Annotated in this window: 19 protein-coding genes and 1 pseudogene; 4 read left to right on the plus strand and 16 right to left on the minus strand. The window is 71.6% G+C overall.

Features of this window, described 5'->3' with window-relative positions; genetic code table 11:
• Positions 1–3 precede the first annotated feature (3 nt).
• Positions 4–483 carry a hypothetical protein gene (locus ACZ4Z4_RS26215; RefSeq protein ID WP_468332032.1) on the plus strand — a complete coding sequence of 160 codons (480 nt, stop codon included), beginning with the start codon at positions 4–6 and terminating at the stop codon, positions 481–483.
• A gap of 16 nt (positions 484–499) precedes the next feature.
• On the opposite strand, the gene ACZ4Z4_RS26220 is transcribed toward ACZ4Z4_RS26215, so the two are convergent.
• From ACZ4Z4_RS26220 to ACZ4Z4_RS26230, 3 genes and pseudogenes are all read right to left on the minus strand, one after another.
• Positions 500–1,051, minus strand: a complete 552-nt coding sequence (locus tag ACZ4Z4_RS26220) for a hypothetical protein (RefSeq protein ID WP_468332035.1) — start codon at positions 1,049–1,051, stop codon at positions 500–502.
• Positions 1,052–1,062: 11 nt separating this feature from the next.
• A pseudogene (locus ACZ4Z4_RS26225) lies at positions 1,063–1,672 on the minus strand (IS5 family transposase).
• Between the two features lie 44 nt (positions 1,673–1,716).
• Entirely contained in the window at positions 1,717–1,959 is a 243-nt protein-coding gene (locus ACZ4Z4_RS26230) for a hypothetical protein (RefSeq protein WP_468332038.1), read from the minus strand.
• Between the two features lie 849 nt (positions 1,960–2,808).
• On the opposite strand from ACZ4Z4_RS26230, the gene ACZ4Z4_RS26235 reads away from it, so the two are divergent.
• The gene (locus ACZ4Z4_RS26235) at positions 2,809–3,666 is read left to right on the plus strand and encodes a maleylpyruvate isomerase family mycothiol-dependent enzyme (protein WP_468332538.1); all 858 of its coding nucleotides are present in this window, start codon (positions 2,809–2,811) and stop codon (positions 3,664–3,666) included.
• Positions 3,667–3,701: 35 nt separating this feature from the next.
• On the opposite strand, the gene ACZ4Z4_RS26240 is transcribed toward ACZ4Z4_RS26235, so the two are convergent.
• From ACZ4Z4_RS26240 to ACZ4Z4_RS26290, 11 genes are all read right to left on the minus strand, one after another.
• A complete protein-coding gene (locus tag ACZ4Z4_RS26240) occupies positions 3,702–4,856 on the minus strand; it encodes an alpha-hydroxy acid oxidase (RefSeq protein WP_468332041.1) in 1,155 nt (384 codons plus the stop codon).
• On the minus strand, positions 4,853–6,109 hold the full coding sequence (locus tag ACZ4Z4_RS26245; protein WP_468332044.1) for an ATP-grasp domain-containing protein: 1,257 nt from the start codon (positions 6,107–6,109) through the stop codon (positions 4,853–4,855). The genes ACZ4Z4_RS26240 and ACZ4Z4_RS26245 overlap by 4 nt, the downstream gene beginning before the upstream one ends.
• Before the next feature lie 59 nt (positions 6,110–6,168).
• Complete coding sequence (locus tag ACZ4Z4_RS26250; RefSeq protein WP_468332047.1) at positions 6,169–7,089, minus strand: branched-chain amino acid transaminase; 921 nt, start codon at positions 7,087–7,089, stop codon at positions 6,169–6,171.
• Positions 7,086–8,408: a GNAT family N-acetyltransferase gene (locus ACZ4Z4_RS26255; protein ID WP_468332050.1), complete on the minus strand. Its 1,323-nt coding sequence runs from the start codon at positions 8,406–8,408 to the stop codon at positions 7,086–7,088. The genes ACZ4Z4_RS26250 and ACZ4Z4_RS26255 overlap by 4 nt, the downstream gene beginning before the upstream one ends.
• Entirely contained in the window at positions 8,405–9,721 is a 1,317-nt protein-coding gene (locus ACZ4Z4_RS26260) for an ATP-grasp domain-containing protein (protein WP_468332053.1), read from the minus strand. Before ACZ4Z4_RS26260 ends, ACZ4Z4_RS26255 begins: the two co-directional genes overlap by 4 nt.
• On the minus strand, positions 9,718–10,821 hold the full coding sequence (locus ACZ4Z4_RS26265) for an Ldh family oxidoreductase (RefSeq protein WP_468332055.1): 1,104 nt from the start codon (positions 10,819–10,821) through the stop codon (positions 9,718–9,720). Before ACZ4Z4_RS26265 ends, ACZ4Z4_RS26260 begins: the two co-directional genes overlap by 4 nt.
• A complete protein-coding gene (locus tag ACZ4Z4_RS26270) occupies positions 10,818–12,320 on the minus strand; it encodes a GNAT family N-acetyltransferase (RefSeq protein WP_468332057.1) in 1,503 nt (500 codons plus the stop codon). The genes ACZ4Z4_RS26265 and ACZ4Z4_RS26270 overlap by 4 nt, the downstream gene beginning before the upstream one ends.
• Complete coding sequence (locus ACZ4Z4_RS26275) at positions 12,317–13,627, minus strand: KamA family radical SAM protein (RefSeq protein WP_468332060.1); 1,311 nt, start codon at positions 13,625–13,627, stop codon at positions 12,317–12,319. Before ACZ4Z4_RS26275 ends, ACZ4Z4_RS26270 begins: the two co-directional genes overlap by 4 nt.
• Positions 13,628–13,689: 62 nt before the next feature.
• On the minus strand, positions 13,690–14,745 hold the full coding sequence (locus ACZ4Z4_RS26280) for an AurF N-oxygenase family protein (protein WP_468332063.1): 1,056 nt from the start codon (positions 14,743–14,745) through the stop codon (positions 13,690–13,692).
• A 102-nt stretch (positions 14,746–14,847) separates the two neighbouring features.
• Positions 14,848–15,576, minus strand: coding sequence for a TauD/TfdA family dioxygenase (locus ACZ4Z4_RS26285; RefSeq protein WP_468332066.1), 729 nt, complete (start codon positions 15,574–15,576; stop codon positions 14,848–14,850).
• A gap of 408 nt (positions 15,577–15,984) precedes the next feature.
• Positions 15,985–16,194, minus strand: a complete 210-nt coding sequence (locus tag ACZ4Z4_RS26290; protein ID WP_468332069.1) for a hypothetical protein — start codon at positions 16,192–16,194, stop codon at positions 15,985–15,987.
• A gap of 1,117 nt (positions 16,195–17,311) precedes the next feature.
• Between ACZ4Z4_RS26290 and ACZ4Z4_RS26295 the strand changes: the two genes are divergently transcribed.
• Together ACZ4Z4_RS26295 and ACZ4Z4_RS26300 are read left to right on the plus strand one after the other, a co-directional pair.
• Positions 17,312–18,637, plus strand: a complete 1,326-nt coding sequence (locus ACZ4Z4_RS26295) for an MFS transporter (protein ID WP_468332072.1) — start codon at positions 17,312–17,314, stop codon at positions 18,635–18,637.
• A 484-nt stretch (positions 18,638–19,121) separates the two neighbouring features.
• Positions 19,122–20,120, plus strand: coding sequence for a helix-turn-helix transcriptional regulator (locus ACZ4Z4_RS26300; RefSeq protein ID WP_468332075.1), 999 nt, complete (start codon positions 19,122–19,124; stop codon positions 20,118–20,120).
• Positions 20,121–20,228: 108 nt separating this feature from the next.
• Here ACZ4Z4_RS26300 and ACZ4Z4_RS26305 read toward each other — a convergent pair whose 3' ends face one another.
• Together ACZ4Z4_RS26305 and ACZ4Z4_RS26310 are read right to left on the minus strand one after the other, a co-directional pair.
• On the minus strand, positions 20,229–21,347 hold the full coding sequence (locus ACZ4Z4_RS26305; protein ID WP_468332078.1) for an aminotransferase class V-fold PLP-dependent enzyme: 1,119 nt from the start codon (positions 21,345–21,347) through the stop codon (positions 20,229–20,231).
• 111 nt (positions 21,348–21,458) lie between these two features.
• Positions 21,459–22,415 (minus strand): DUF4232 domain-containing protein, encoded by a 957-nt coding sequence (locus ACZ4Z4_RS26310; protein ID WP_468332081.1) that lies wholly within the window; start codon positions 22,413–22,415, stop codon positions 21,459–21,461.
• Positions 22,416–22,498: the final 83 nt, after the last annotated feature.

Below are 22,498 nucleotides of genomic sequence, written 5' to 3' on the forward strand. Positions count from 1 at the left end.
CCCATGGCCACGAGCGGGAGGAAGCCCTCGGGGTTCGTGTCCCTGCTGCTCCTGGTGGCCGGAGTCCTGCTGTTCTGGCTGACCGTGCCGAATCTCGGCAACGCCGCCAGGGCCGCGACCGCGGACGGGCCGCGGGGCACTTTCACCGCGGCCCGGCTCGTGTGCGTGGGGCACGCCGGGCACACCAGCTGCGAGTGGTCGGGAACGTTCCGCTCCACCGACGGCACCGTGCGGACCGAGGGCGTCAAGCTGTTCGGCAGCGGCCGGGACTCGTTCAAGGCAGGACAGACGGCGCCGGCGGTGGACGTGGGCAACGCGGGGCGGGTCTACGAGCCGACCGGCTCGCGTACGTGGGTCGTCACTGTCGTACTGATGGTGCTCTCCTACGCCCTGCTCGCCGTCGTGGCCCACCGGCACCTGGCGCCAAGGGATCACGGACCTCGCCTCCGGTCTCGCTCCTGGTGGCGCCGCACTGCGGCTTAGACGTCGTTGCAATTGGTCAGCTCCCCTGCCGTTGCCCCAGCAGGCGGGCCTGTTCCTTCTTCAGCGTGGCGAATCCCTGGCGCGCATAGGCGGCGAGCTCCTCGCTGGGGAACGACACCACCGAGAGGTGTTGGTCGTGGTTTCCCTGTGCCCACCGGGCGGCTGTGATCTCGTAGCCCGACACATGCGCGCACAGTCGGAGCAGAAGCGGAGGCATCTCTGGTTCACTCAACAAATCCGCGTGTTTGATGACCAGGTCGCGCATGGCCTGGATGTTCGGAAGAAAGACGGTAGTCACCCACAGCCGCCACTCGGTGAGCTCTTCTGCAGTGGGCGGGGTCTCGTGATCGAACGGTGACGTTCCGCCAGGGCGAGCATGACGCTCCACGAACGCGCCGAACGTGCGGCTGTTGGCTTCCGTGAGGGCGAACAGGGGCCCGTAGAAGTCGCTGAGCTGGCGATTCATACGAGCGAGACGTTCTTGACGCTGCGACAGGCGCAAGCCGTTGAGGTAGGTGACGACATAGCCGACGAACGCCAGCCCGATGGTGACGACCACTGCGATCATGAGGAGCGATGCTAGCGAGCAGTGCGCCCCCTGGTCAGACGGCCGTAGCAGATAAGGGTTGCTGCGATGCCTGCGAAGGCCAAGAAGTGGTTGGCCTTACGTTCGTATCGGCATGGAGCTTGGCGGGACGGCGCCGTCGGGGGCCACGGTGGGACCGGATTGGCGGTATGCCCCGCACCAGCGGCTCAAGTCCCAGACCGTCATGGGTGTTTGCAGCGGAGATCCCAATTGAAAGAGGCAGACCGGACCGATCAGTCAGTGAGTGGATCTTCGAGCCCCTCTTACCGAGATCCACAGGATTCGGGCCCGTCAGATCCCCCCTTTCAGGGCCCGCATGTTCACTGAGTCGATCGCGCACCGCGACCAGTCCAGATTCCCTTGCGAGCCGAGCTCGTCCAGGAGCAGGCAATGAAGCTTGGCCCACACCCGAGCCTGGCTCCACTCAGCGAAGCGCCGGTACACCGTTGACCACGATGGCCCGAATGCTTCCGGCGTCTGTCTCCACGTACAGCCGGAGGCCGCCACGAACAAGATCGCGGCCAGTACGTTCCGGTCGCCGTACCGCCGCCGGCCGCCTCCTTGTGTCCGTACCGGCGCCACTGGCACGACCCGCTCGAACAACTCTCACGACCTGTCAGGGACACGTGGCATCAACAGCCCCGCCCTCACTTGGCGATGGCGACGGTTCGGCGGCGGTAGTAGGCGATCGCGAGAGCGAGGGTGACGGGCCCCCAGGCGGCAATGGGGGTCACACACACCGTCGCCAACGTCTCCCAGGCGGCATTGCTGTATTCGACGGTGTCGATGACGCCGTAAAGGGCGAGCTCACGACCCTCGCCGAGCGGAACAGTGGTGAACAGGAGCGTGAGTATCAGGCCGCCGAGGGCAGCGGGGCCAAAGGCCGCCATCGGCCGAACGCGTCTTCCGCCGATGAACGGGATCCAGTCGGGCGCCAACTCCCCCAGCCCCGGACCAGCCCGATGGCCAAGAACGCGATCACTTCCGACAGCACGCTGAGTCCGAGAACGTACGGGATGCTCACCCAATAGGTCGGCATACCGCCCTCTTGCACCTGCCCCATGTCGAAGTGCAGAGCGAAAGGCAGCCGCAACAAGACATCAACCACGTGGGCCGAACCGCTACGCAGTGCGAACGAGGCAGTCTCCCTCACTGGGCGTAACGGTTCAGAGGACCTTTCCTTCTGAGGTCTCACCCCGACATGCCACCCGGCCGCGAAGCGGGCGCCGGAGGCCAGGTAGGGCAGGAAGAACCGGCAGGGTTACTCCATGAGCATCCTCTTGGTCCTCGTAGCTGTCCTCATCGGGCTCTGGTGTTACCCGCTGTTCGCCGGGAGATGGCGCCGCAGTCCCCTCTGATTCGCCGTGACCGCCGTGATCCTCCTCCTGGGGACCGGGATCACCTACGTCATCGGCGCCTTCGCCGGCGGGCTGGACACGGAAGAGGAATGCCACAGCGCAGGCCAGGCCTACGACTCGGCGTATCGCAGTGCGCACTTCCGCGAGTTCGGGCGATGGTACCCGCTGCACGAAAAGTGCCACGCGGGCTACGACCTGGTCCCGGCCTGGGTGAACCCCACCCTGATCGTCCTCCCCATCCTGGCCACACTCTGCCTCGCGTACTCCATACGACTGGCCGTCATCCATTGCCGTACCATGCACCTCCGCTCCAAGGGGCGCCCAGCTGGAGATTCGAGGTTCATGCCTGTGCGGGTGGGGTTTGGTTGGCAGAGTGGGGTGATGAGTCCACACCCTGATGGCCTGCCGGGCCTTGCCTGGCTCGGTGCGCCCATTGATACCCGCCCGCTGTTCGCCCCTGAGCACGCCACGCTGGTCGCGATGCTCCGCGGCATGGCGGCCGCCGACTGGGAGAAGGCCGCAGTGCCGGGCTGGAGCGTGCGGGATGTGGTTGCACACCTGCTGGGCGACTGCGTGGGGCGTCTGGCCCGGGACCGCGACGGCCACCGGGACGGCCCGGTCTTCGCCCCGGGCGAGGGCCTGGAGGCGTTCATCCACCGCATCAACGAGGAATGGGTCCAAGCTCACCGCCGAGTGAGCCCGCCCGTGCTGACCGACATGCTGGAGGTGGCCGGCGCGCAGGCGGCCCGTTTCTACCAGGGCACCGACCCGGGCGGGCCGTCGCTGGGGGTGTCATGGGCCGGGGTGGACCCGGCGCCGCGCTGGCTGGACACCGCCCGGGACTTCACGGAGTTCTGGACCCACCGCCAGCAGATCCGGCACGCCGTCGGTCGGCCCACCGACCCCGACCCGCAGGTCCTGTCGGTGGTCCTCGACACCTTCATGCGCGCCCTGCCGCACACGCTGCGCGACATCGACGCACAGGCCGGTGCGCAGGTCCGGGTGGAGGTCGACGGTCCGGCCGGCGGGAGCTGGAGCGTCACCGCGACCCACGACCGGTGGTCTCTGGCCCCGGCTCCGACCGAGCGGCCCGCCGCCCGGGTCGGCCTCGCCCCCGAGACCGCCTGGCGCCTGTGCACCAGAGCCATCACCCCTGCGGCCGCCCTGGACGCGGCGCGCATCGAAGGTGATCGGGGCCTGGCCGAAGCCGCCTGCCAGGTGCTCTCCATCATCCACTGACCCGACGACTACCGACGGGCCTCTCCAGCCCACGCTCACGGTTGTGCGCAGCCAATCCCGTTCGCGGCCGGGCCGAGTGCCTGTACGAGGTCCGGGGTCAGGGCCGCCAGGTTGGGGGCGCCGAGGAGGGTCAGGGCCAGTTCCGTTTCTCGGTGCAGGGCGGCCAGGGCGGCGGTGACCCCCTCCGCGCCGGCTGTGGCCAGGCTCCAGATGTAGGGGCGGCCGATCGCCACCGCGTCCGCGCCGAGTGCCAGTGCCTTCACCACGTCGGTACCTCGGCGGATGCCTCCGTCGATGAGGACCGGGACCCGGCCTGCCACGGCCTCGGCGACGGCGGGCAGGGTGACGAGCGGGGCGATCGCGGTGTCCAGGTTGCGGCCCCCGTGGTTGGACATCCAGACGCCGATGCCCAACTCCGCGGCCCGGCGGGCGTCGTCGGGGCGCACGATGCCCTTGGCCAGGACGGGCAGTCCGGAGACCGAGTGCAGCCATTCGAGGTCGGACCAGGTGACGGCGGGGTCGATCCGGGGGTCGTGGATGCCGTGGTGGTGCGTGGGGTCGGCCGCGTTGCGGGGTGGTTTCGCTTTCGCGGTGTGGTCGGTCAGGTTGGCGGGGGTGCCGTGGGAGGGGAGGGCGAAGCCGTTGCGCAGGTCTCTTTCGCGGAGACCGGTCACCGGGGTGTCGACGGTGACGACGCAGGCGGTGGCGCCGGCCGCGCGGGCCCGGAGCACCAGGTCCTTGGTGAGGGCGCGGTCCCGTTGGACGTAGAGCTGGAACCACCAGGGGGCGGTGGCGGCGGCGCCGATCTCCTCCAGCGTCAGTGTGGAGAAGGTGCTCACCGTGGTGAGGGTTCCCGCGGCGGCGGCGCCCCGCACGGTCGCCGCTTCCGCCTCGGGGTGGAACAGGCCGTGCGAAGCGGTCGGCGCGAGGAGGATGGGAGTGGGGAGTTCCGTGCCGTAGAGGGTGCAACGGGTGTTCACGCCCGCGGTGCCGGTGAGGACCCGGGGCAGCAGCGCCAGCCGCTCGTACGCCTCGGCGTTCCAGCGCACGGTCCGTTCGTCCGCCGCGCCGCCCTGAAGGTAGTCGTAGGCGGGGGCGGGCAGGACGTCGCGGGCCGCGTCGTGGTAGTCGGCAAGGGTGATGCGCTGGGGGTGCGGCGGGGTGGTGGGGCGCGGCAGTGAGGTCGTCACAGTGCTCCCTGGTCTGCGGCGTGTACGCGCAGGTGGAAGGTGAGGCGGTTGATCGCGGCTTGGGCGGCGGCCAGTGCCTCGTCGGCGCTCGGTGCGATCGCGCGGGCGTGGGCGACGCGGGAGGTGGAGGATTGCAGGGTGTCGACGGTGGCGTTCGGCGGGAACAGTAGCTGTACTTCGGTTACTCCGGGTGTCGCGCGGGCCTCGTCCAGTCCCGTGGTCTCGGTGAGCACTCCGGGGGCGGGCAGCGCGGCGAACCAGATCGCCGAACTGCGGGGTGTGCGCGGTGTGGCGAGTGCGGCGCGGATGCCGGGCAGGACCTTCTCGCCGAGGGTGTGGCGGATGAGGCAGTCGGCGATGTCGACTCCGGTGACGTCGTGGGCGAGGGCCGGGATCTCGTCGCCGCCCATGCGGACGTGCGTCTCGATCAGCTGCGGTCCGCTCTCGGTGAGGACGACTTCGGTGTGGGTGGCGCCGGATGTGATGCCGAGGGCGTCCAGGATGCGTTCCACGTAGTGGTGGATCTGCTTTTCCTGGGCGGGGGTGAGGGGAGCTGGGCTGACGTGGCCCAGTTCGACGAAGTTCAGCGGGTCGGAGTACTTGCGGGTGATCGCGACGATCTGGTGGTCGCCGTCCTCGGAGAACGCCTCGACGCTGAACTGCGGGCCCTCGTGGAACTGTTCCACCAGGACCGGCGTGCCATCGGTCTCCCCCGGTGCGCCGCCGGCCCGGGCGAAGGCGTCGGCGGCCTGATCGGCGTGCCGGGCCAGGGTGATGCCCTTGCTGAAGGAACCGTCGGCCGGTTTCACGATGCAGGGGGTGTCCTGCGCGGTGAGGAACGCCCGCAGTTCCTCCACGTCGGACACCTGGGCGCAGGCCGTGGTGTCGATGCCGACCTCGCGCAGCCGGGCCCGCATCGCGTGTTTGTCGTAGACCAGCGCGGTGGTGTGCGGGGAGTGCGCGGCCAGGCCCAGCGCCTGGCCGACGAGTGCGCACTTGTCCTGGTCCCGCTCGCCGAAGGCCACGATCCGGGTGAACGGGTGCCGGGCGTGCACGGCCTGGGCGAGCGCGATCCATTCGTCGTGCGGTGCCTCGGGGCTCACCCCGATGATCCGGGTGTGTTCCGTCGTCTCACGGAGTTTGGAGAGGTAGTCCAGACGGCAGATGACGGTGGTGCGGGTGCCGGCCCGTGCGCGGCGCAGCCGGGTGGGCAGGTCTCGGCCGCTGCCGATGACCAGGACGTGCTCGGACATGAAGGTCTACCTCGCTGGGAATAGCTGGAAGCTCGCTGGGAGTTGGCGTACGGCCGTAGTCAGAGGTGGGTGAGCCAGCCGTGGGGGTCGGCCGTCCGGCCGTGGACCACGTCCTGGAACGCCTGGCGCAGTCGCCGCGTGATCGGTCCGCTGCCCGCTGCGGTGACGGGGCGGTCGTCGACCGAGGCGATGGGGACGATCTCGGCGGCGGTACCGGTGAGGAACGCCTCGTCGGCGACGTAGAGCTCGCTGCGGGTCAGGCTCTGCTCCCGCACCTCGTGGCCGAGGTCGCGGGCGAGGGTGATGGCGGTGTCCCTGGTGATGCCGGGCAGGATGTTGTCGCTGATGGGCGGGGTGGTGATCACTCCGTCGCGTACGGCGAAGACGTTGGCGGCGGACGCCTCGGCGACGTGGCCGGCGGGGGTGAGCATGAGGGCGTCGTCGTAGCCCGCGCGGATCGCGGCGACCTTGGCGAGCGCGGAGTTGACGTACGCGCCGGTGGCCTTGGCCAGGGGCGGCACCGCGTGCACGCCGTTGCGCTGCCAGCTGCTGACCATCAGCCGGCAGCCCTCCTGCTCGGCCTTCTCCCCCAGATACGAGCCCCAGGGCCAGGCCGCGATGGCGACCCTGGCGCTGTCCAGGCGCGGAGCGACGCCCATGGTGCCGTATTCGAGGTAGACGAGGGGGCGCAGGTAGCCGCTCTCCAGGCCGGTGCGGCGCAGCAGTTCGAGGCACGCCTCGGTGAGTTCGTCGACGCTGTGGCCGGGGTCCATCAGGTAGACGCGCGCCGAGTCGTGCAGCCGCTGGAGGTGTTCGCGCAGCCGGAAGACGGCCGGACCTTGCTCTGTCGGGTAGGCGCGGATGCCTTCGTAGACGCCCCACCCGTAGTGCAGGCTGGGGGTCAGGACGTGTACCTGCGCCTGGTCCCAGGGGACGAACTTGCCGTCCATCCAGATGTCGCTGGTGGGCGTGAGCTTCATCGTGCGGCTCCGTAAACGGTGGAGGAGGGCGGGAGGGTGCGGGAGGGGACCGGGGCGGCGGGGCTGCCGACGCGCTCCAGCCGGCGTTCGATGCTGCGCGACTGGAGGTCCAGCACCTGGTGGAAGGTCTCGGCGTCCGGGCCGTGGAAGGCGAACCAGCCCCAGCGGGGCCGCAGTTCGCAGCCGCGCTGGAATTTGGCCTCGTAGGTGGCGAGTCCGTAGTGGATGCGGCGGATGCCGTTCTCCAGCGCCCAGCGGGCGCTCTCGTGGTAGGTGAGGGCGAGGTAGCAGCCGGAGGCCCCGGGGGCGAAGCCGACGGTGCGCAGGAAGAGGGCGTCGCCCGCCCTGAGGTACAGCGCGAAACCGAGCACGCGGTCCTCACGGGCGGCGCCGAGCACGACGCACGACTGGCCGATCTCCTCGCGCAGGGCGTCGAAGTCGCGGCGCACGCGCTCGTGTCCGCCGGGCAGTCCGTACTTCGCCCGGTGGGCCACCTGGAGGGCGGTCACCGTGTCGTCGAGGGCTTCCGGTCCGGTGGTGGCCACGGTGTGGAAGCCGCTGTCCTCGTAGGCGGTGACCTCTTTGCGCAGTCCTCTGCGGCGGCGGCTGCTGAGCCCGGCCACGTACTGCTCCCAGTCGTCGGCGCGCAACTCGTGTACGGCGTCGGCGCCGAGGAGCGTCGCGTGGTAGCCGGCACGGGTGGCGGCGGCGTCCACCGCCTCTGCCTCGGGGTCCCCGACGTAGAGCAACGCCGTGCTGCGGCAGCCGAGTTGGTCCGCGATCTGCTGGAGGAGGGCGGGGAGCGCCGCCATGACCGACTGGCGCTGCTGCGGGGAGCGTCCGTGGATGTGGGCCACGCCGTGGTGGTTGCCGAAGGTGGCGAGGGCCAGGGAGGGGTAGTGGCCGGCGCGGTCCTCGGGCAGGGCTGCCGTGAGGCGGTCCCACTGGTCGCGTTCGGCCTCGTCGAGGAGGTCGGGCTCGGCCATGGGTGAGGCGGTGCCTGCCAGCCTGGGGGCGTCGTAGAAGAGCAGCCCGCCGGGCTTGTGGGTGAGGAGCAGGGTGGCCAGGGCCACCGGCCGGTCCTCTTCGAGCACTTGAAGGCAGTGCGTCTCGTGGAGGTCGGTGCGTGCGGTGAAGCGCAGCCAGCGGGGGTCGTCCCAGATTGGGCCGGAGCCACCCTGCCCGGTGCCGCCCTGCCCAATGCCGCCCTCCCCTGTGCCGGCCTGCCCGGTCGCGTCCTCGTGTACCGGGTGATCGCCGGGCGCCAGCAGCCGGGCCGTGTACGAGCCGTGGTGCGCGGTGGCCGCCGTCGTGGTCATCGCGCCCCTCCTTCGCTGCGGCCCGACACGGCGGGGACCGAGGCGGCAGGGACCGGCGCGGCGGGGACCGGCGCGGGCGGCGGCTCGGTGTCGTCGCGGCCGAAGTCGGTCTCGTCCCAGCCGAACCCCGCGCCGACCAGTTGCGCGGTGGCGTCAAGTCTGCTGTCCAGGACGGACGGGTCGGGGTCGGTGATCACCCAGGTGGCGAGGAAGTCGCCGGACTTGCGCAGCCGGTAGCGCTCCCCGCTCCAGTCGTCGCCGATCCGGGTGTTGAGGACGAAGTCCGTTGCGCCGGGCGGCGGTTCGGGCAGCCGCAGGACCCGGCCGTGCTTGGGCGGGATGCCGCAGAAGGCGGCGCGGGGGGCGGTGCGCGCGTGGTCGCGTACGGCGTCGAGCGCGACGGGCAGCCCGCACTCGACGCGGGCCCACAGCTCTCGCGGGTCGGTGCCCAGGATGTGGCGGAGCATGGCGGGGATCGGTCCGCCGCCGATCCGGGCGGCCACCTCGCACAGCACGATCCGGCCGCTGTCGGTGACGAAGAACTCCGCGTGCGCGCAGAGGGTGTCCGGCGAGGGCAGCGCGTCGATCAGTCGCCATGTCTCTTCGACCAGGCGCTCGTGGAGCGGGTCGGCGGGGTCGAGGTTGCGCGAGCCGAGCGGGGCGTCCTCCCAGTGGGTCAGGCACCCGGCGCCGGTGTAGCGGGAGGCGACGGCCGCGACGGGCTCGCCCTCGGCCCGGAAGACGTCCACGTGGTGCAGGGCTCCGTCGACGAACTCCTCGACCTCGTAGGAGCCGCCCGCCACCTGCTCGGCGAGTGCGTCCGCCTGGCCGGGGGTGTCGAGCACGTGCACGCCCGTCGATCCGGAGCCGCTTCTCGGCTTGACCACGGCCCGGCCGGGGTGGGCGGCCATGAAGTCCGTGATGTCGTCCACGCTCGCGACGGGTGCGAAGGCGGGGACGGGCAGGCCCGCGGCGCTCGCGTACTGCTTCATCAGGACCTTGTCGCGGTACGCGGCGGCCGCGGTGCTGTCGAGGCCGGGCAGGGCCAGCTCGCGGCGGAGCAGGGCGGCGCGCTCGACGTCGGCCTCGGCCAGCGCCAGTACGGCACGGGGCGGGTGGGTGCGGGCGGCCGCACGGGCGGCGGTGAGCACGGCGTCGTCGTCGGTGTAGTCGGGGACGGTGAGGACGTGTGCGAAGCCCTCGCCGACGGGGGCGCCTTCGGCGGTGACCGCGACGAGCCTGCCCGCCTCCTCCGGCAGCCACTGGGCGAACGGGAGCCCGGCCTGGCGGGGGCTGATCAGGACGAGGATCACGCGGGCGCCTCCTGGGTCCCGGGCAGGCCCAGCCGCGCGGCGAGCGCGTCCAGGGCGGCGGCGGTGCCCGCGTCCAGGGGGATGCCGTACGCCTCCCGGTGCCGCTCGTGGGCGCGTTGCGGGTCACCGGGGGCCAGCACGGGCCGGTCCGTCGCGGCGGTCGCGGTGCGCACCGTGGTCAGCAGGTCCGTCAGGCCGGTGGCGAAGCTGTCGGCGCCGGTGAACGCGGCCGGGTCGAGGGCGAGGACGAGATGTCCGATGCCGCGGCTCGCTCCGGCATCGCCCTCGCCGACCTGGGAGAGCCGCCAGTCGGGTGCGGTGCCGGTGAGGACGGCGCCGAGCAGGGTGACGGCCATGGCCAGGCCCTGCCCCTTGTATCCGCCGAGCGGCGAGAGCGCGTACGCCTCCTCGGGGTGCGTGGTGGGCCGCCCCGCGCGGTCGGTGACCCAGCCGTCGTCCAGGCCGCGGCCCTCGGCCCTGCGCTGCTTCACCTCGCCGAAGCAGACCTGGCTGGTGGCCATGTCCAGGGCGAACTCCTCGTCGCCGCCGCCCGCGGCGACGCTGATGGGGTTGGTGCCGAACAGCGGCTCGACGCCCCCGTACGGCGCCACCCGGGAGGCGGCCGAGGTGACGGCGATGCCCACCAGGCCCGTGCGGGCCAGGGTGCGGGTGTAGACCGACGCGGCCCCGAAGTGGTTGGAGTTGCGCACGCCGACGGCGGCCACCCCGTAGTGGGCGGCCCGCTCCGCCGCGAGCCGTGCGGCCGCCAGTCCGGCGAGGACACCGAGGGAGCCGTCGGCGTCCAGGAGCAGTCCGGCGCCCCTGTCCCGCACGACGGCCGGTTCCGCCGCCGCGCGGGCCACCCCGGTGGACAGCTCGGTGAGGTACTGCGGGAGCAGGCGCAGGCCGTGCGTGTCGATGCCGCGCAGCGAGGTGGTGACCAGTGCGTCGGCCACCTGGTCGGCCTGCTCGGGGGGCAGGTCCGCCGCGATGAACGCCTCGCGGGCGAGCTGCCGGGCCTGGCGTGGGTGGATGGCGCGGCCCGTGGCGGGCGGCGCGGGCTCGGCCGGGGGTGTGCCGGCCGGGGCGTGGGTGGTCAACGGGTGCTCCTGTGCACGAAGTGGTGGGGACCGGCCCCCGGCAGGTCCAGGGGGCGGCCGAGGACGTCGAAACGGTGCTTGCGGTAGAAGCCGAGGGCCGCGTCGGGGACGTGGCCCCAGACCGTTTCGGCGCCGTCCAGGGCCGCGACGGTCAGGGCGGTGCGCAACAGCGCGCTGCCCGCACCGGTGCCGCGGACCTCGTCGAGGGTGGCCATGCCGTACAGGCGCCGGGCGCGGCCGGGGCGCGTGTCCGGCAGGTCGTGGCCGGCCGGGGGGCCCTCGGCGTACAGGGAGGCGGCGCCCACCGCGCGGCCCTGGAGCATGGCCGCGAGGTGCCGGGTGGCGGGGTGGCCGTCCTGCGGATAACCGACGCCCGGTGTGCCCGGTGCGCAGTCCGGCACCTGACGGCGTACGAGGCGCGCGCTCGCGGCCGGGACGTGGTGCACGGACCAGCCGTGGGCCGTGGCGTCGGGCAGGTATCCGGAGCCCGCGCGGTCGGGCAGTGTGACGTGGCCGGTGGCGTCGAGGCTCAGGCCGTCTCCGGTGTCCACCGCGAGCAGGTCGACGACGTCGACGTCGAGGTGGTCGACCAGGCCGCCGAGGTGGGCGGTGGCGGAGACGCCCGCGGCGGACTCGGGCATGCAGCCGAGCATGGTGAGCAGGCCGCGTTCCCGTGCGGCGCGCAGCATGGCCAGGGCCGGGGTGAGGCCGCCCGCCTTCATCGGCTTGACGTTGATGCCGTGGAACGCGCCCGTGCAGGCGTCCAGGTCGGCCGGGGAGGTGATGCTCTCGTCGGCGATGACGGGGATCGGGCTGATCTCCTTGAGGGTGCGGGCGTCGTCCCAGGCCGCGCGGGGGTAGGGCTGTTCGATCAGCCGCACCCCCAGGTCGTGCAGGTGGGGCAGGGCGGGGACGAGGCGGTCCGGGTCCCAGCCGCAGTTGCCGTCGATGAGGAAGGGCGCGTCGGTCCGGCGGCGCAGTTCGCGCAGGATGCCGAGGTCGCCGGGGTCCGCGAGCTTCACCTTGTACGCACACCAGCCCGGCCGCTCACGCAGCTTCCCAGCCATCGCCTCGGGGGTGTCGAGGCCGATGCTGTAACTGGAGCGCAGGTTCTGCGGCCGGTCCAGGCCCAGGGACTTCCACAGCGGTACGCCGAGCAGGCGGGCCCGCAGGTCGTGCAGGGCCGAGTCGAGTGCCGCGAGGACGAACGGGGCGTCGGGCAGCTCGGCGGCCAGCCGCTGCCAGAGGGTGTCGGCGTCGCCGTCGGGCCCGCACACGTCGAGCGTGGCCAGCAGGGGCGCTGTGCGCCGCAGGTCGGCGTGCATCCGCTCCAGGCCGGAGTTGTAGTGGTCCGTCATGAAGCAGGACGCCTCGCCGTAGCCGGACACGCCGTCCTGCTCCGCCTCGACGATGAGCGTGCGCGTGACGGGGATGGCCTCCCGCGCGGAGCGCCAGAGGTGACGCTGGGTCAGGCTGGCCTCGTGCGCGGTGACCCTCACCGGCCACCCGCCCCGGACGGCTGGGACACGTCGGGGCCCGGCTGCCCGGGGAACCAGGAGCCCAGCGCGGGGCGCAGGTCGTCGAACCACTCCGCCTCCGGGTCGTACCGCGCGAAGAAGGGCCGCCCCACCAGCCGGGCGTCACGGGCCTGGAGCAGCCGCAGCGAGAAGACCCGCTCCCCCGCGACTTCGGTTACCGAGTCCAGCAGGACCTTCCCCGGCGAGGCCGACATCACCGGGCCCCGGGCGGAGCGGGCAAGCCCGGAGACGCCGCGGATGGCGTCGTTGTAGATGTCCAGCGCCTTCGCGAGCGGCACACCGAAGTAGCTGCGGGCGCCGGTGTCCCGCTCGACGAACATGTAGTACGGCACCACGCCGAGCTCCACGAGCTGCTGCCACATCCGCGACCAGGCGTCCGCGCGGTCGTTGACGTGCGCGATCAGCGGTGCCTGGGCGCGGATGACCGCGCCGGTCGAGCGCACCCGGGCGATGGCCTCGCGCACCACGGGGGTCTCCAGCTCCCTGGGGTGGGAGAAGTGCGCCATGACCGCGACGTGCCGGCCGGCCGCGACACAGCGTTCGAGCAGCCGCAGCAGATCGTCCGCGTCGGCGTCGCTCGTGAAGCGGGCCGGCCAGTAGGAGAGCGCCTTGGTGCCGAAGCGCAGCGTGCGCACGCTCTCCATGGCAGGGTCGAGCAGCGGCTCGATCCAGCGCTTCAGCACCGCCGTCTTCATGATCATGGGGTCGCCGCCGGTGAACAGGACGTCGGTGACCTCGCGGTGGTTCGCCAGGTAGCCGGTGAGGTCCTGGGGTGAGCGCAGCGCCTGCCGGAGCTCGGCCACCCCGACGAACTGGGCCCAGCGGAAGCAGTATCCGCAGTACGCGTGGCAGGTCTGGCCCTGGGAGGGGAAGACCAGCAGGGTCTCGTCGTACTTGTGCTGGAGCCCGTCGAGCCTGCGTCCGTCCAGGGTCGGCACGTTGGCTTCGAGCTGGTCGCCGGGGTGGGGGTTGAGCAGTTCCTGGGCGTCGGCGGCGGCCTTGCGCAGGACCTCGCGCGGCGCCTGACTGTCGTGGAGGGCGGCGATGTTGTCGAAGACGTCCGGCGGGAGCATGTCGCGGTGCGGGAAGGTGAGCCGGAAGATCGGGTCGTCGGGCGCCGCCGACCAGTCGATGAGCTGGTCGGCGACGTACTCGTTCACCTTGAAGGGCAGGACGGAGGAGACGACCCGCAGGTCGCGCAGGTACTCCTCGGACATCCCGCGGTCGCGAGCGAGCGCCGCCAGGCGTTCGTGGGAGTAGGTCTTCACACCAAATCCTCATGGGTCCTCGGTGGCGGGGGTGCCCGCCACCGGTCGCGTGCCGGGCAGCGTCAGTGGGCGATGTGGGAGCGGGACCAGTCGAAGTCCACCTGGTCGGCCACGCCCATCTGCTCCACCAGCTTGTGCAGTCCGGTGTAGTCGCGGACCAGCCGCGCACGGCCCGTGTCCGCCTGGCAGTCGGCGAGCATCTCGTGCCCGCCGTCGATGCCGACGAGGTCGACGATGCGGTGCCAGGTCGTGTAGTCGTTGGCCACGAAGGCGTCCAGACCCTCCATCAGCATGTCCAGGAAGTACCTGCGCTGCCGCGTGTCGAGGTGGTGGTACACCATCTCGGCGAGCACGTGCGAGATGGACGCGTGGCAGTACTCGTCGCGGTTGTGCAGCTTCGCGGTCGTGCTGTTGATCGGCTGGATCGTCGTGTCCTCGGCGAGCAGGTCGAGGTAGGCGTTGATGGAGATCTCCGAGACCGTCGCGAAGGCCAGCGTCGTCAGGGACTTCTCCCAGCGCTCCCCCGCCCGGTCGCGCAGTTCCTGGTGGACGCGCGCGGTGTGGGAGAGCGGCAGCGCGTTGTCCGGCATGGCCTGCCCCCGCTTCCTGCGGGTCACCGCGCTCGCGTTGAGGTGCATGAGCGTGTGGTACTGCTCGTCGACCATCGCCTGGGCCAGCGACAGGTTGAGCGCCTCCCCGGTCAGGCCCGGATACTCCCCCTCCATGACCAGCGCGAACGCGGGGTTGGCCACCTTCTGCTCGGCCATGACGGTGTGCCGGTTGTACGCGATCCACGCCCAGCTCAGCAGTTCGGCCCGCTTGTCGGGGTCCAGGCCGAGGAAGGTCGGGTGGTCCCGGAAGGGCAGGATCTGCACGGGGTAGTCCGCGCGGGACAGGTCGAACAGTTCGTCGAGGTCGGGCTCGTCCCGCTTGACGGTGGCACGGCGGTGCCAGTTGCCGACGAGCCGGCGGATCACCGCGTTCTCCACCGGGTCGTTCGGGTCGAAGGTCGGGATGCCCTCGGGCAGCGGAGGGCCCTCGGCGAGCGGGGAGTCCGGGATCTCCTGCCCGACCGCGTCTTCGGGGCCGCCTTCAAGGATCGGGGTGTCGCTGTTCATCACATTCCTCACGGGGAGCGGTGCCGGCCGGCACCGCGGGTGGTGGGGGCTTCGCCGTGCGGCGGCGCCCGGTGGCCCACGGCCGGGTTCGACGACAGGCTTTTAGGACTCCTGGAGCCAGTAGCGCGTCAGGTGGCGTCGCGCGTCGCTGTAGGAGGAGCGGGCGTGCAGCATCCGCTGGTTGTCCCAGACGAGGATCGAGTCCTCCGGAATGAGGACGGACACCTTGTTGTCCCGGAAGAACGTCTCGGCCCGCACGGCCAGTTCACGTCCCAGGGAGCCCAACGGCAGTGCGTCGGCGGGTACGTCGGCGTCGACCGGAGGGTCGTAGTGGCCGGCTGTCAGCAGGTTGTAGCTGAACCGGACGATGTCACGGCCCTCGGGCGTGCTCTCCACCACCGGGCGGCGCACTCCGGCGGTGCCGGTGCCGCCGGTGTTGTGGCCCACCCAGTCGATGGCTTCGCCGTGCACCGTGCGGCGCTCCTCCTCGCTGAGGGAGGCGATGAAGGCGTACGCGTCGGCGAGTTCGGTCTGTCCGCTGCCGCACCGGGCCTGGACCCGGCAGTGGAGCGCGAGGTATCGGGGCGGCGGGCTCCAGCCGGGTGCCTCGGTGTGCACGAGGATGGTGTTGGTGCTCTTGGAGTAGCGCCGGTCCTCGAAGCCGGGGGCGGCCTTCACCTGATAGCGCAGCTGACCGTCGTACTGCGGTATGAGGGCGCCGAGCTCCTGAAGGGCCGTGGCGGCCTGTTCGTCGGTGGTGATGCCGTCGAGCAGGGTGTAGCCCTGGTCGAGGAGTTCCTGCTGGGTGCGCGGGGTGAGAGCAGTCGTCATGGTCTGCGTTGCTCCATGTCGGTTCCTGGGGATGGGGGAGGCATGGGAAGGCATGGGCCGGGCGCGGCGGCGCGCGAAGCCGCCGCCGCGCCGGGGGCGGGCTCGACTGAGGAATGGAGGTGCGGGAGGTGCGGGAGGTGCGGCGCACGGCCGAGGGGGGTGCTCGTGCTCGGCGAACACGTCCCGGGGCGCTGCGGGTGCCGGGCGGCTCGGCGCCGACCGGGGAGGGGAAGACCACTGCGGCCGGGCAGGGTGACGGCACGTCACCGTGAGCGGCGTGGGCCGGCGTCCGTGCACGCCTCCCGCTCATGCGGGGTGTCACGGAGACGGGCCGGAGCGTGGTCGCGTACGACGAGGGGCGCCGCGCTCACCCGGCCCGCGGGGCGGGGGTGGGGACAGCGCCCGGGCTCAACTGCCCCAGGTCACATCGGCGCTGTGCACCACGCCCGGGGTGAGCAGGGGCAGGTCGCCCGCCGGCACGGTGGCGGCGGACGTGCTTTCGGGACGTACCTGGGTGAAGGCCTGAGCACTGTCCGGGGAGACCGCCTGAGCCATGAGGAGGGCGCCGAGCGCGATGCAGCCGGCTGCGACAGTCCTGAAAGTCGGGGTGAGTCTCACGGAACGGCCTTTCGGTGAATTGCGTTCTGCTTTTTCGGAGAACTTCCGGAATCCGCTCGGAGTGCTTTTGGCTCTCCCCGCCTCTCCGGTGCCCCTACTCTCGCAACTCACCGTCCCCTTCGGAAGGGGGATCCGGTGGACGGAACATGTTGTGTCCTATCCCGTCCACGGGTGACGGGGACGCCATGCGGTCCCAGAACTCCGGAACCAGCACCACTCCGCACGACGCCATCCGGAAGGGCGCCAAGGGGAAATGCGCGGCGAATGAGCGCGAGCAAAGGGCCGCGGCCCTCCGTTCCGCCACGGCCAGGCTCGGCGCGGTCAGGAAGAGGCCGACCACGGGGCCGCCGGGCCCGTCCGGGTCCACGCTGACGTGCTCCAGGCCGTCCCCCGGCTCGGCGCAGGAGGTCAAGGCAGCTCTCGTCCCCGTCGGCAGCGGTACATCAGCGGGTCCGTCCAGACGGACATGCACGAGATACATGGCTCCCCCTTCCCCATCACCCTTGTTCCTGTGCTCGGCTGTTCCTGTGCTCGGCCGAGGTACCTGTGCCCGGCCAACGTTCCTGTACCGGGCCACTGTTCCTGTGCTCGGCCAACGTTCCTGTGTCGGCTCAGTGTTCCTGTGCTCGGCCATGTTGCCGTGCCGGGCCGATGCGCCTGTGCTGCTCGGGCCGACGGCGGTCCCGGCCGCAGACGGCCCCGCGTACCCGCCGGCCGCCCACACGCGCGCGACGTCAGCGTAGGTGAGGCACGTGTTCCACACAGCTTCCACACAGCGCGGCCCGATTCACCGGCAGTTGACACCCAGGCCGTACGTCCGTCATCCGACGCACTATTGATACACCACCCGCAAAGCCGCGGCGCCCCTCCCCCGGGCCGCCGCCGGATGGTTCCGTGGCTGGCCGATGAATGCAGTGGCCGATACCGTCCAGGCCGAAGGGGTTGATGGGGGCCGCTCCCCGATCGCATCGTGTTCTGAGCGTGCGACGCCACGAATTCCACGGAGAACCGGGAATTCAGGGCGGGTCGATGCCGTCACCCTCTACCGATTCCCCTGACGCGACTCGTGACTTCGCAGCCCGAAGAGAGCCGAACGACCGGTGGAGACACAGCCTTTATGCCGAATGCCTTGCCCTCAGCGGCGCCCGTCCGCCCCTCGCCCCTGGCGTTCCGCGTCTTCCTCGGCGGGCAGAGCGTCTCCCTGATCGGCGACGGCCTCGCGATCCTCGCGATCCCCCTGCTCGTCCTCGAGGTCAGCGGATCCCCGTACGCGGCGGTGCTGGCCGCCATCCCGCGGACCGTCGGCTATCTGCTGGTCGGCCTGCCCGCCGGTGCGCTGGTGGACCGGCTCGACCCCCGCAGCGTCATGCTGACCATGGACGCCGTACGGTTCGGCATCTTCCTCTCCCTGGCCGTACTCGCGGCCACCTCCCAGCTCGCCGTCCCGGTGATCCTCGCCCTCGCGTTCGTCGCGGCGGGGGCCGGCGTGTTCTTCGAGACCGCGCTGACCGTGGCGGTACGGGACCTGGTCGAGGAGGAACGCCTGGTCCGTACGAACTCGCTCCTGGAGGCCGCGAACCAGAGCGCGCAGATCGTCGGCCCGGGGCTGGTCGGCGTGCTGTCGGCGCTCTGGGGCCTCCAGGTCGCCCTCCTGGTCAACGCCTGCACCTTCGCGGTGTCCTTCGTCTCCGTCCTGCACGTCCTGCGCGGCAAGGACCGGGCGCACCGGGCCCCCTCCCCGCCGCTGCGCGAGGCCCTGCGCGGAGTGCGGGGCGACCTGGTCGAGGGGTTCCGCTGTCTGCGGTCCCTGCGGGTCGTGCTCGTGGTGACCTGCTTGCAGGCAAGCGCCAACCTCTTCCTCGCCGTCGGCTACCTCCTGGTCTTCTACCTGCGCGACACCCTCCACCTCGGCGCCTCCCAGGCCAGTGCCGTCGTCGCGGCAGGCGGCGTGGGCGGGGTGCTCGGCACCGCGGTGGCCATCCGGCTCGGCCGCAGGATGCGGCACGAGACCCTCATCGCACTCAGCGCGGCCTGCCTGGGCACCACACTGGCGTCCCTGGGCGTGGCGACCTCCCTGGTCCCGCTGCTGGTGCTGAATCTGCTGCTCGGGGGTTCCACGGTGACAGCGGTGGTACTCATCCGCACGCTGCGCCAACGCCTGGTGCCGCGCGCCCTGTTGGGCCGGGTCACGGCCACGGCCAAGGTGGCCGCGCTGGCGGCGAGCCCGGTCGGGGCCCTGGCGGGCGGCGCGCTCACCACGCTCAATGACGGCGATCCCCGCCCGGTGTTCCTGGCGGCCGGTCTCCTCAGCGTCCTGACGACCGCGGCCGCTTGGGCGCTGGGGCTGCGGGCCGGGGCACGCTCGGCGTCCGGCACGGAAGAGACGCCGACCGCACCCGGGCCGTCCGCCACCCCCGTGCCGAAGGCCAATCCGTCGTCGTAAAGAATGCGCCTTCGCGCGCAGGCTTGATCACAGGCCCCGCAACCCCGCGCCCGGCGCGACATCACGGGCACGAGCGGACCGCAGGCCGCGCGCCCGCGACCCGCCACATCGTCGCGCGCCGCCGACGGTTCGGCATCCGTCATGGTCAGCCCGGCCCTCCACGGCGCCGGACAGCGCCAGTACGTCCCTGACGCCCTGCCGGCCGAACGGCGGAAGCCGCCCGCACGGGCCCGGTCCCGCACAGGGACGGCCGAATTCGACAGCCCGCTACGGACGAATTCGTGGGCCGAAAGGCGACCTTGACAAGATCACGCACGCATCGGAAGTTCATTCCATGCGCCACGCACACACCAGAAGACGTCACACCGTGTCCGGAGGACCACCCCAAGGCTGATCGACCGGTTGCCCCGACCGTCGCGGAGACCACCGCACCTCCCTCCTCCACGCCTTTCCGGACACGTACACCCCTCGGGAGACACACCTCATGCTGGCCGCACTCGGACTCGACACGGACACCGAACGCGTCTACCGCGCCATGCTGGACCATCGTGACGACGGGATATCCGCACTGTCCCAGCGACTCGCCCTGCCGGAGGACCGGTTACGCGACTGCCTCGACCGGCTCCATTCCCTCGCACTCGTCCGGCCGTCCGCCAAGGCCGACAGCGCCTTTCGCGTACTGGGCCCGGAACAGGCCATGAAGTTGCTGCTCGCCCGCCAGCAGGCCGAACTCGCCGCCCACCAGGAACGGTTGGAGACGGCGCGGGTCGCGGCCGCGCAACTCGTCGCGGAGTGCGCGTCCCTGCACCGACCCTCGGCCGGCTTCCACACCGAGGAGCTGACCGGCGCGGAGGAGATACGCGACCGGCTCGCCCGGCTCGCCTCCGACGTCCGCCACGAGATCATGACCCTCGCTCCGGGCGGCGCCCATGCGGAGAGCGACCTGAAGGCCAGCCGCAAGCCGAACGCGACCCTGCTGGACCGCGGTGTCACCGTGCGGACCGTCTACCTGGACAGCATCCGCAACCACCAGCCCACGCTCCGGCACGTCCAGTGGCTCCACGAGCGCGGCGGCCACGTCCGCACCGCTCCCAGCCTGCCGATCCGCATGATCATCGCGGACCGGACCGAGGCCGTCCTCCCTCTGGACCCCGCGGACGCGAGCCTCGGCGCCGTGGTCCTCACGGGTCAGGGCGTCATCACGGCCCTGTGCGAGCTGTTCGACAGCACCTGGCAGGCCGCGAAGCCCTTGGTACCCACGGTGGAACGGGACACCGACGGCCTCACCCCGCAGCACCGCGAGGCCCTCCGGCTGCTCGCCCAGGGGCTGAAGGACGATGCGATCGCCAAGCGCCTCGGCGTCTCCACCCGCACCGCCCGCCGCTTCGCGGCCGAACTCATGGACGCACTCCAGGCACGCAGCCGCTTCGAGGCGGGCGTCCACGCGGTCCAGAACGGCTGGCTCCCCGCGCACCGCAACTGACGGCCGGCGGCGGACACGCCACCGCCCAGCTGCCGAACATCACCCGAGGGCCGACCGCAGCCCCGATCCCCCCGCGCACCCCTCACCCCCCGCCCCCACCAACGGCCGTCACCGCGCCAGCAGTTCGGCCAGGCGGTCAAGGATGACGTCGATCTCGTCCGGGGTGAGGGGTACGAGTTCGAACAGCAGCTCCTGCGCGTCCCGCCGGCCGGGCATGGCCCAGATCGACGGTGACCCGGCGCGCAGCGCTTCGTCCAGGGCGGCCGAATCCATGGCCGACACGGCGGGGTCCACCACCAGCCGGGCGCGGGCGAAGGGCAGGCCGGTCGGGTCGGGGACGGACGACGCGGTGATGCCCGGGACGGCACCGGCCCGCTCGACGAAGTCCGCCACCTTGTCCGCCTGCTGCTGCCGCCACACCGCCATGTCCAGCTCCTGACGCGCCTCGAGCGCGGCGAGGACGCCGACCACCGCCTCCTTGCTGGCCTTCATCGCACGGCCGATGCCCCGTTCCTGCGCCCGCACCGCCGCCACCGGCCCGGCCCGCCCCACCACCAGGCCCGCGGTCGGCGCACCCAGATACTTCTGGCCACTGATGGCCACCAAGTCCGCACCGGTGGCGAGAAGTTCGCCAACCCGAAAGTCCTGCGCGGCACCGTCCAGAACGACGGGAACCCCGCGCCGATGAGCGACCACCACGGCGTCGGCCGGCTCGGCACCGTTCCCGCGCACGAGACGGGACGACACCAGCAGCAGGCAAGCGACGTCCTGCCGCGCGAGCCCCCTCTCCAGGTCCTCCAGCGTGAACCCGCTCTCCGTCCCCACCAGAACCGGGACCGCGCCCGCCAGCCGGACGGCCTGCACGATGGAGTGCCCGTAGTTGACCGCGTGCCCCGCCGGCAGAACGACTGCGCCGGGCATGCCGGTCGTGTCGGGCAGCGCCTCGACGCGCTCCGGGGACTCCCCCGTCATCGCGGCGGCGACGGCGAGAGTGATCGCCGAGGCCGTGCAGTGCACGACGGTCCCCGCCTCCGCCCCGGTGAACCGCGCGAGGGCCCGGTCGGCCGCCTCTTGCAATTCGTCCATCACGAAGAACTCCGACAGCGCCCCGGCAACCGCGGCACCGACGCCGTCCCCACTGCGTGAGACACCGAGGGGCGTATAGGTCCCTCGCGCGTTGATGATCCGGCTGAGTCCGTATGCGGCGTGCAGTTCCATGGGGGCCATCTTGCCCTCCACGGGGCGGAGTTCACGGCGCCCTGCGCCGCTCCGCGGTCAAGAACCCTGCTGCCCGCACCCCTGCACCCCCGCACCCCCGCACCATCGGACAGCCACCCCCTAGGGCTCCGCCTTCTCCCACGGTTTGACCCCGAGCTTCCCGGTGGTTCCGAGGTCGAGGTTCGGGGTCACCGTGACGGGGGCGGCGTCGGCCTTCGCCCGGACCCGTACGTATGACACGTTCACCGGCGTACCGGACTCGGTGGTGTTGCGCCACACCAAGTCGGCGGTAGCCGATTCGCCGGGCCCGAGCGTGACGGGTCGGGGTGGCTCGTCGGGCCCGGCACCTGTGGTGATCTCGCCACTGCCCTTGAGGATCCTGACGCCGTGGACGGGCTTGCGGTCCTCGTCCAGGAGCTCCAGCAAGGGGTAGCCCTCGACGGTGTAGGGCCGCCTGCCACAGTTTTCGAGGTGCAGCCCGACGACGCGCAGTCCCATCGCCGCGTCGCCCTGATCGGCGCTGACACGGACCCCGGAGGCCGGGCATGTGCCTGCCCCGGCCGGCGCCTCGTCGGCGGGGACCTTGGTTACTTTGAGCACCTTGGCGTGGGTCACCCGCGGTGCGGTGGGCGGCAGCACTCCGGCCCAAACCGTGCCTCTCCGGGTCTTTCCGGGGCCGACGTCGCGCACGGTCACGGTCTGGTTGACGACGGCCCCGCCGTCTCGGCTCAGGAAGGTGAAGACGGCCGAGTAAGTCAGGGTCTCCGCGCCCTCGTTGGTGACTTCGTAGGCGGCAGCGATCCCCGAGTCCGAGTCGAGGCCGTCGGCGGAGACGGGCGAGCTGACGGTGGGCGCGGGGGAAGTTGTCGCGAAGGTCAATGAGGTGACGCGTACGCCGTCCTTGCCCGGATCGTCGACCTGTGCGGAAGACGAGGGCGCGGCCGTACTCGTGCCGGAGTGCCCTGTGTCCGCGCCCTCCGTCCCGCAGGCAGTAAGCAGTAGAGCGGCCGCGGCGAAGGAGACGGGTAAGGCCGCAGTCGTGGCGAGGGATGGGCGGGGAGAAGGGGATCTGTTCATCCGGCCATCTCATCAGGGTGCTGGGACCTGGCGCAGTGTTGGGGGGGGTACGGTTCGCGACGCCGAGCATCGGTGCGGCCTTC

The organism is Streptomyces sp. NPDC030245 (assembly GCF_055572995.1).

Coding starts and splice junctions, on each gene's coding strand:
- ACZ4Z4_RS26215 (WP_468332032.1), top strand. CDS start 4: ATGGCCACGAGCGGGAGGAAGCCCTCGGGGTTCGTGTCCCTGCTGCTC.
- ACZ4Z4_RS26220 (WP_468332035.1), bottom strand. CDS start 1,051: ATGATCGCAGTGGTCGTCACCATCGGGCTGGCGTTCGTCGGCTATGTC.
- ACZ4Z4_RS26230 (WP_468332038.1), bottom strand. CDS start 1,959: ATGGCGGCCTTTGGCCCCGCTGCCCTCGGCGGCCTGATACTCACGCTC.
- ACZ4Z4_RS26235 (WP_468332538.1), top strand. CDS start 2,809: ATGAGTCCACACCCTGATGGCCTGCCGGGCCTTGCCTGGCTCGGTGCG.
- ACZ4Z4_RS26245 (WP_468332044.1), bottom strand. CDS start 6,109: ATGTCCGAGCACGTCCTGGTCATCGGCAGCGGCCGAGACCTGCCCACC.
- ACZ4Z4_RS26250 (WP_468332047.1), bottom strand. CDS start 7,089: ATGAAGCTCACGCCCACCAGCGACATCTGGATGGACGGCAAGTTCGTC.
- ACZ4Z4_RS26255 (WP_468332050.1), bottom strand. CDS start 8,408: ATGACCACGACGGCGGCCACCGCGCACCACGGCTCGTACACGGCCCGG.
- ACZ4Z4_RS26280 (WP_468332063.1), bottom strand. CDS start 14,745: ATGAACAGCGACACCCCGATCCTTGAAGGCGGCCCCGAAGACGCGGTC.
- ACZ4Z4_RS26285 (WP_468332066.1), bottom strand. CDS start 15,576: ATGACGACTGCTCTCACCCCGCGCACCCAGCAGGAACTCCTCGACCAG.
- ACZ4Z4_RS26295 (WP_468332072.1), top strand. CDS start 17,312: ATGCCGAATGCCTTGCCCTCAGCGGCGCCCGTCCGCCCCTCGCCCCTG.
- ACZ4Z4_RS26300 (WP_468332075.1), top strand. CDS start 19,122: ATGCTGGCCGCACTCGGACTCGACACGGACACCGAACGCGTCTACCGC.
- ACZ4Z4_RS26305 (WP_468332078.1), bottom strand. CDS start 21,347: ATGGCCCCCATGGAACTGCACGCCGCATACGGACTCAGCCGGATCATC.
- ACZ4Z4_RS26310 (WP_468332081.1), bottom strand. CDS start 22,415: ATGAACAGATCCCCTTCTCCCCGCCCATCCCTCGCCACGACTGCGGCC.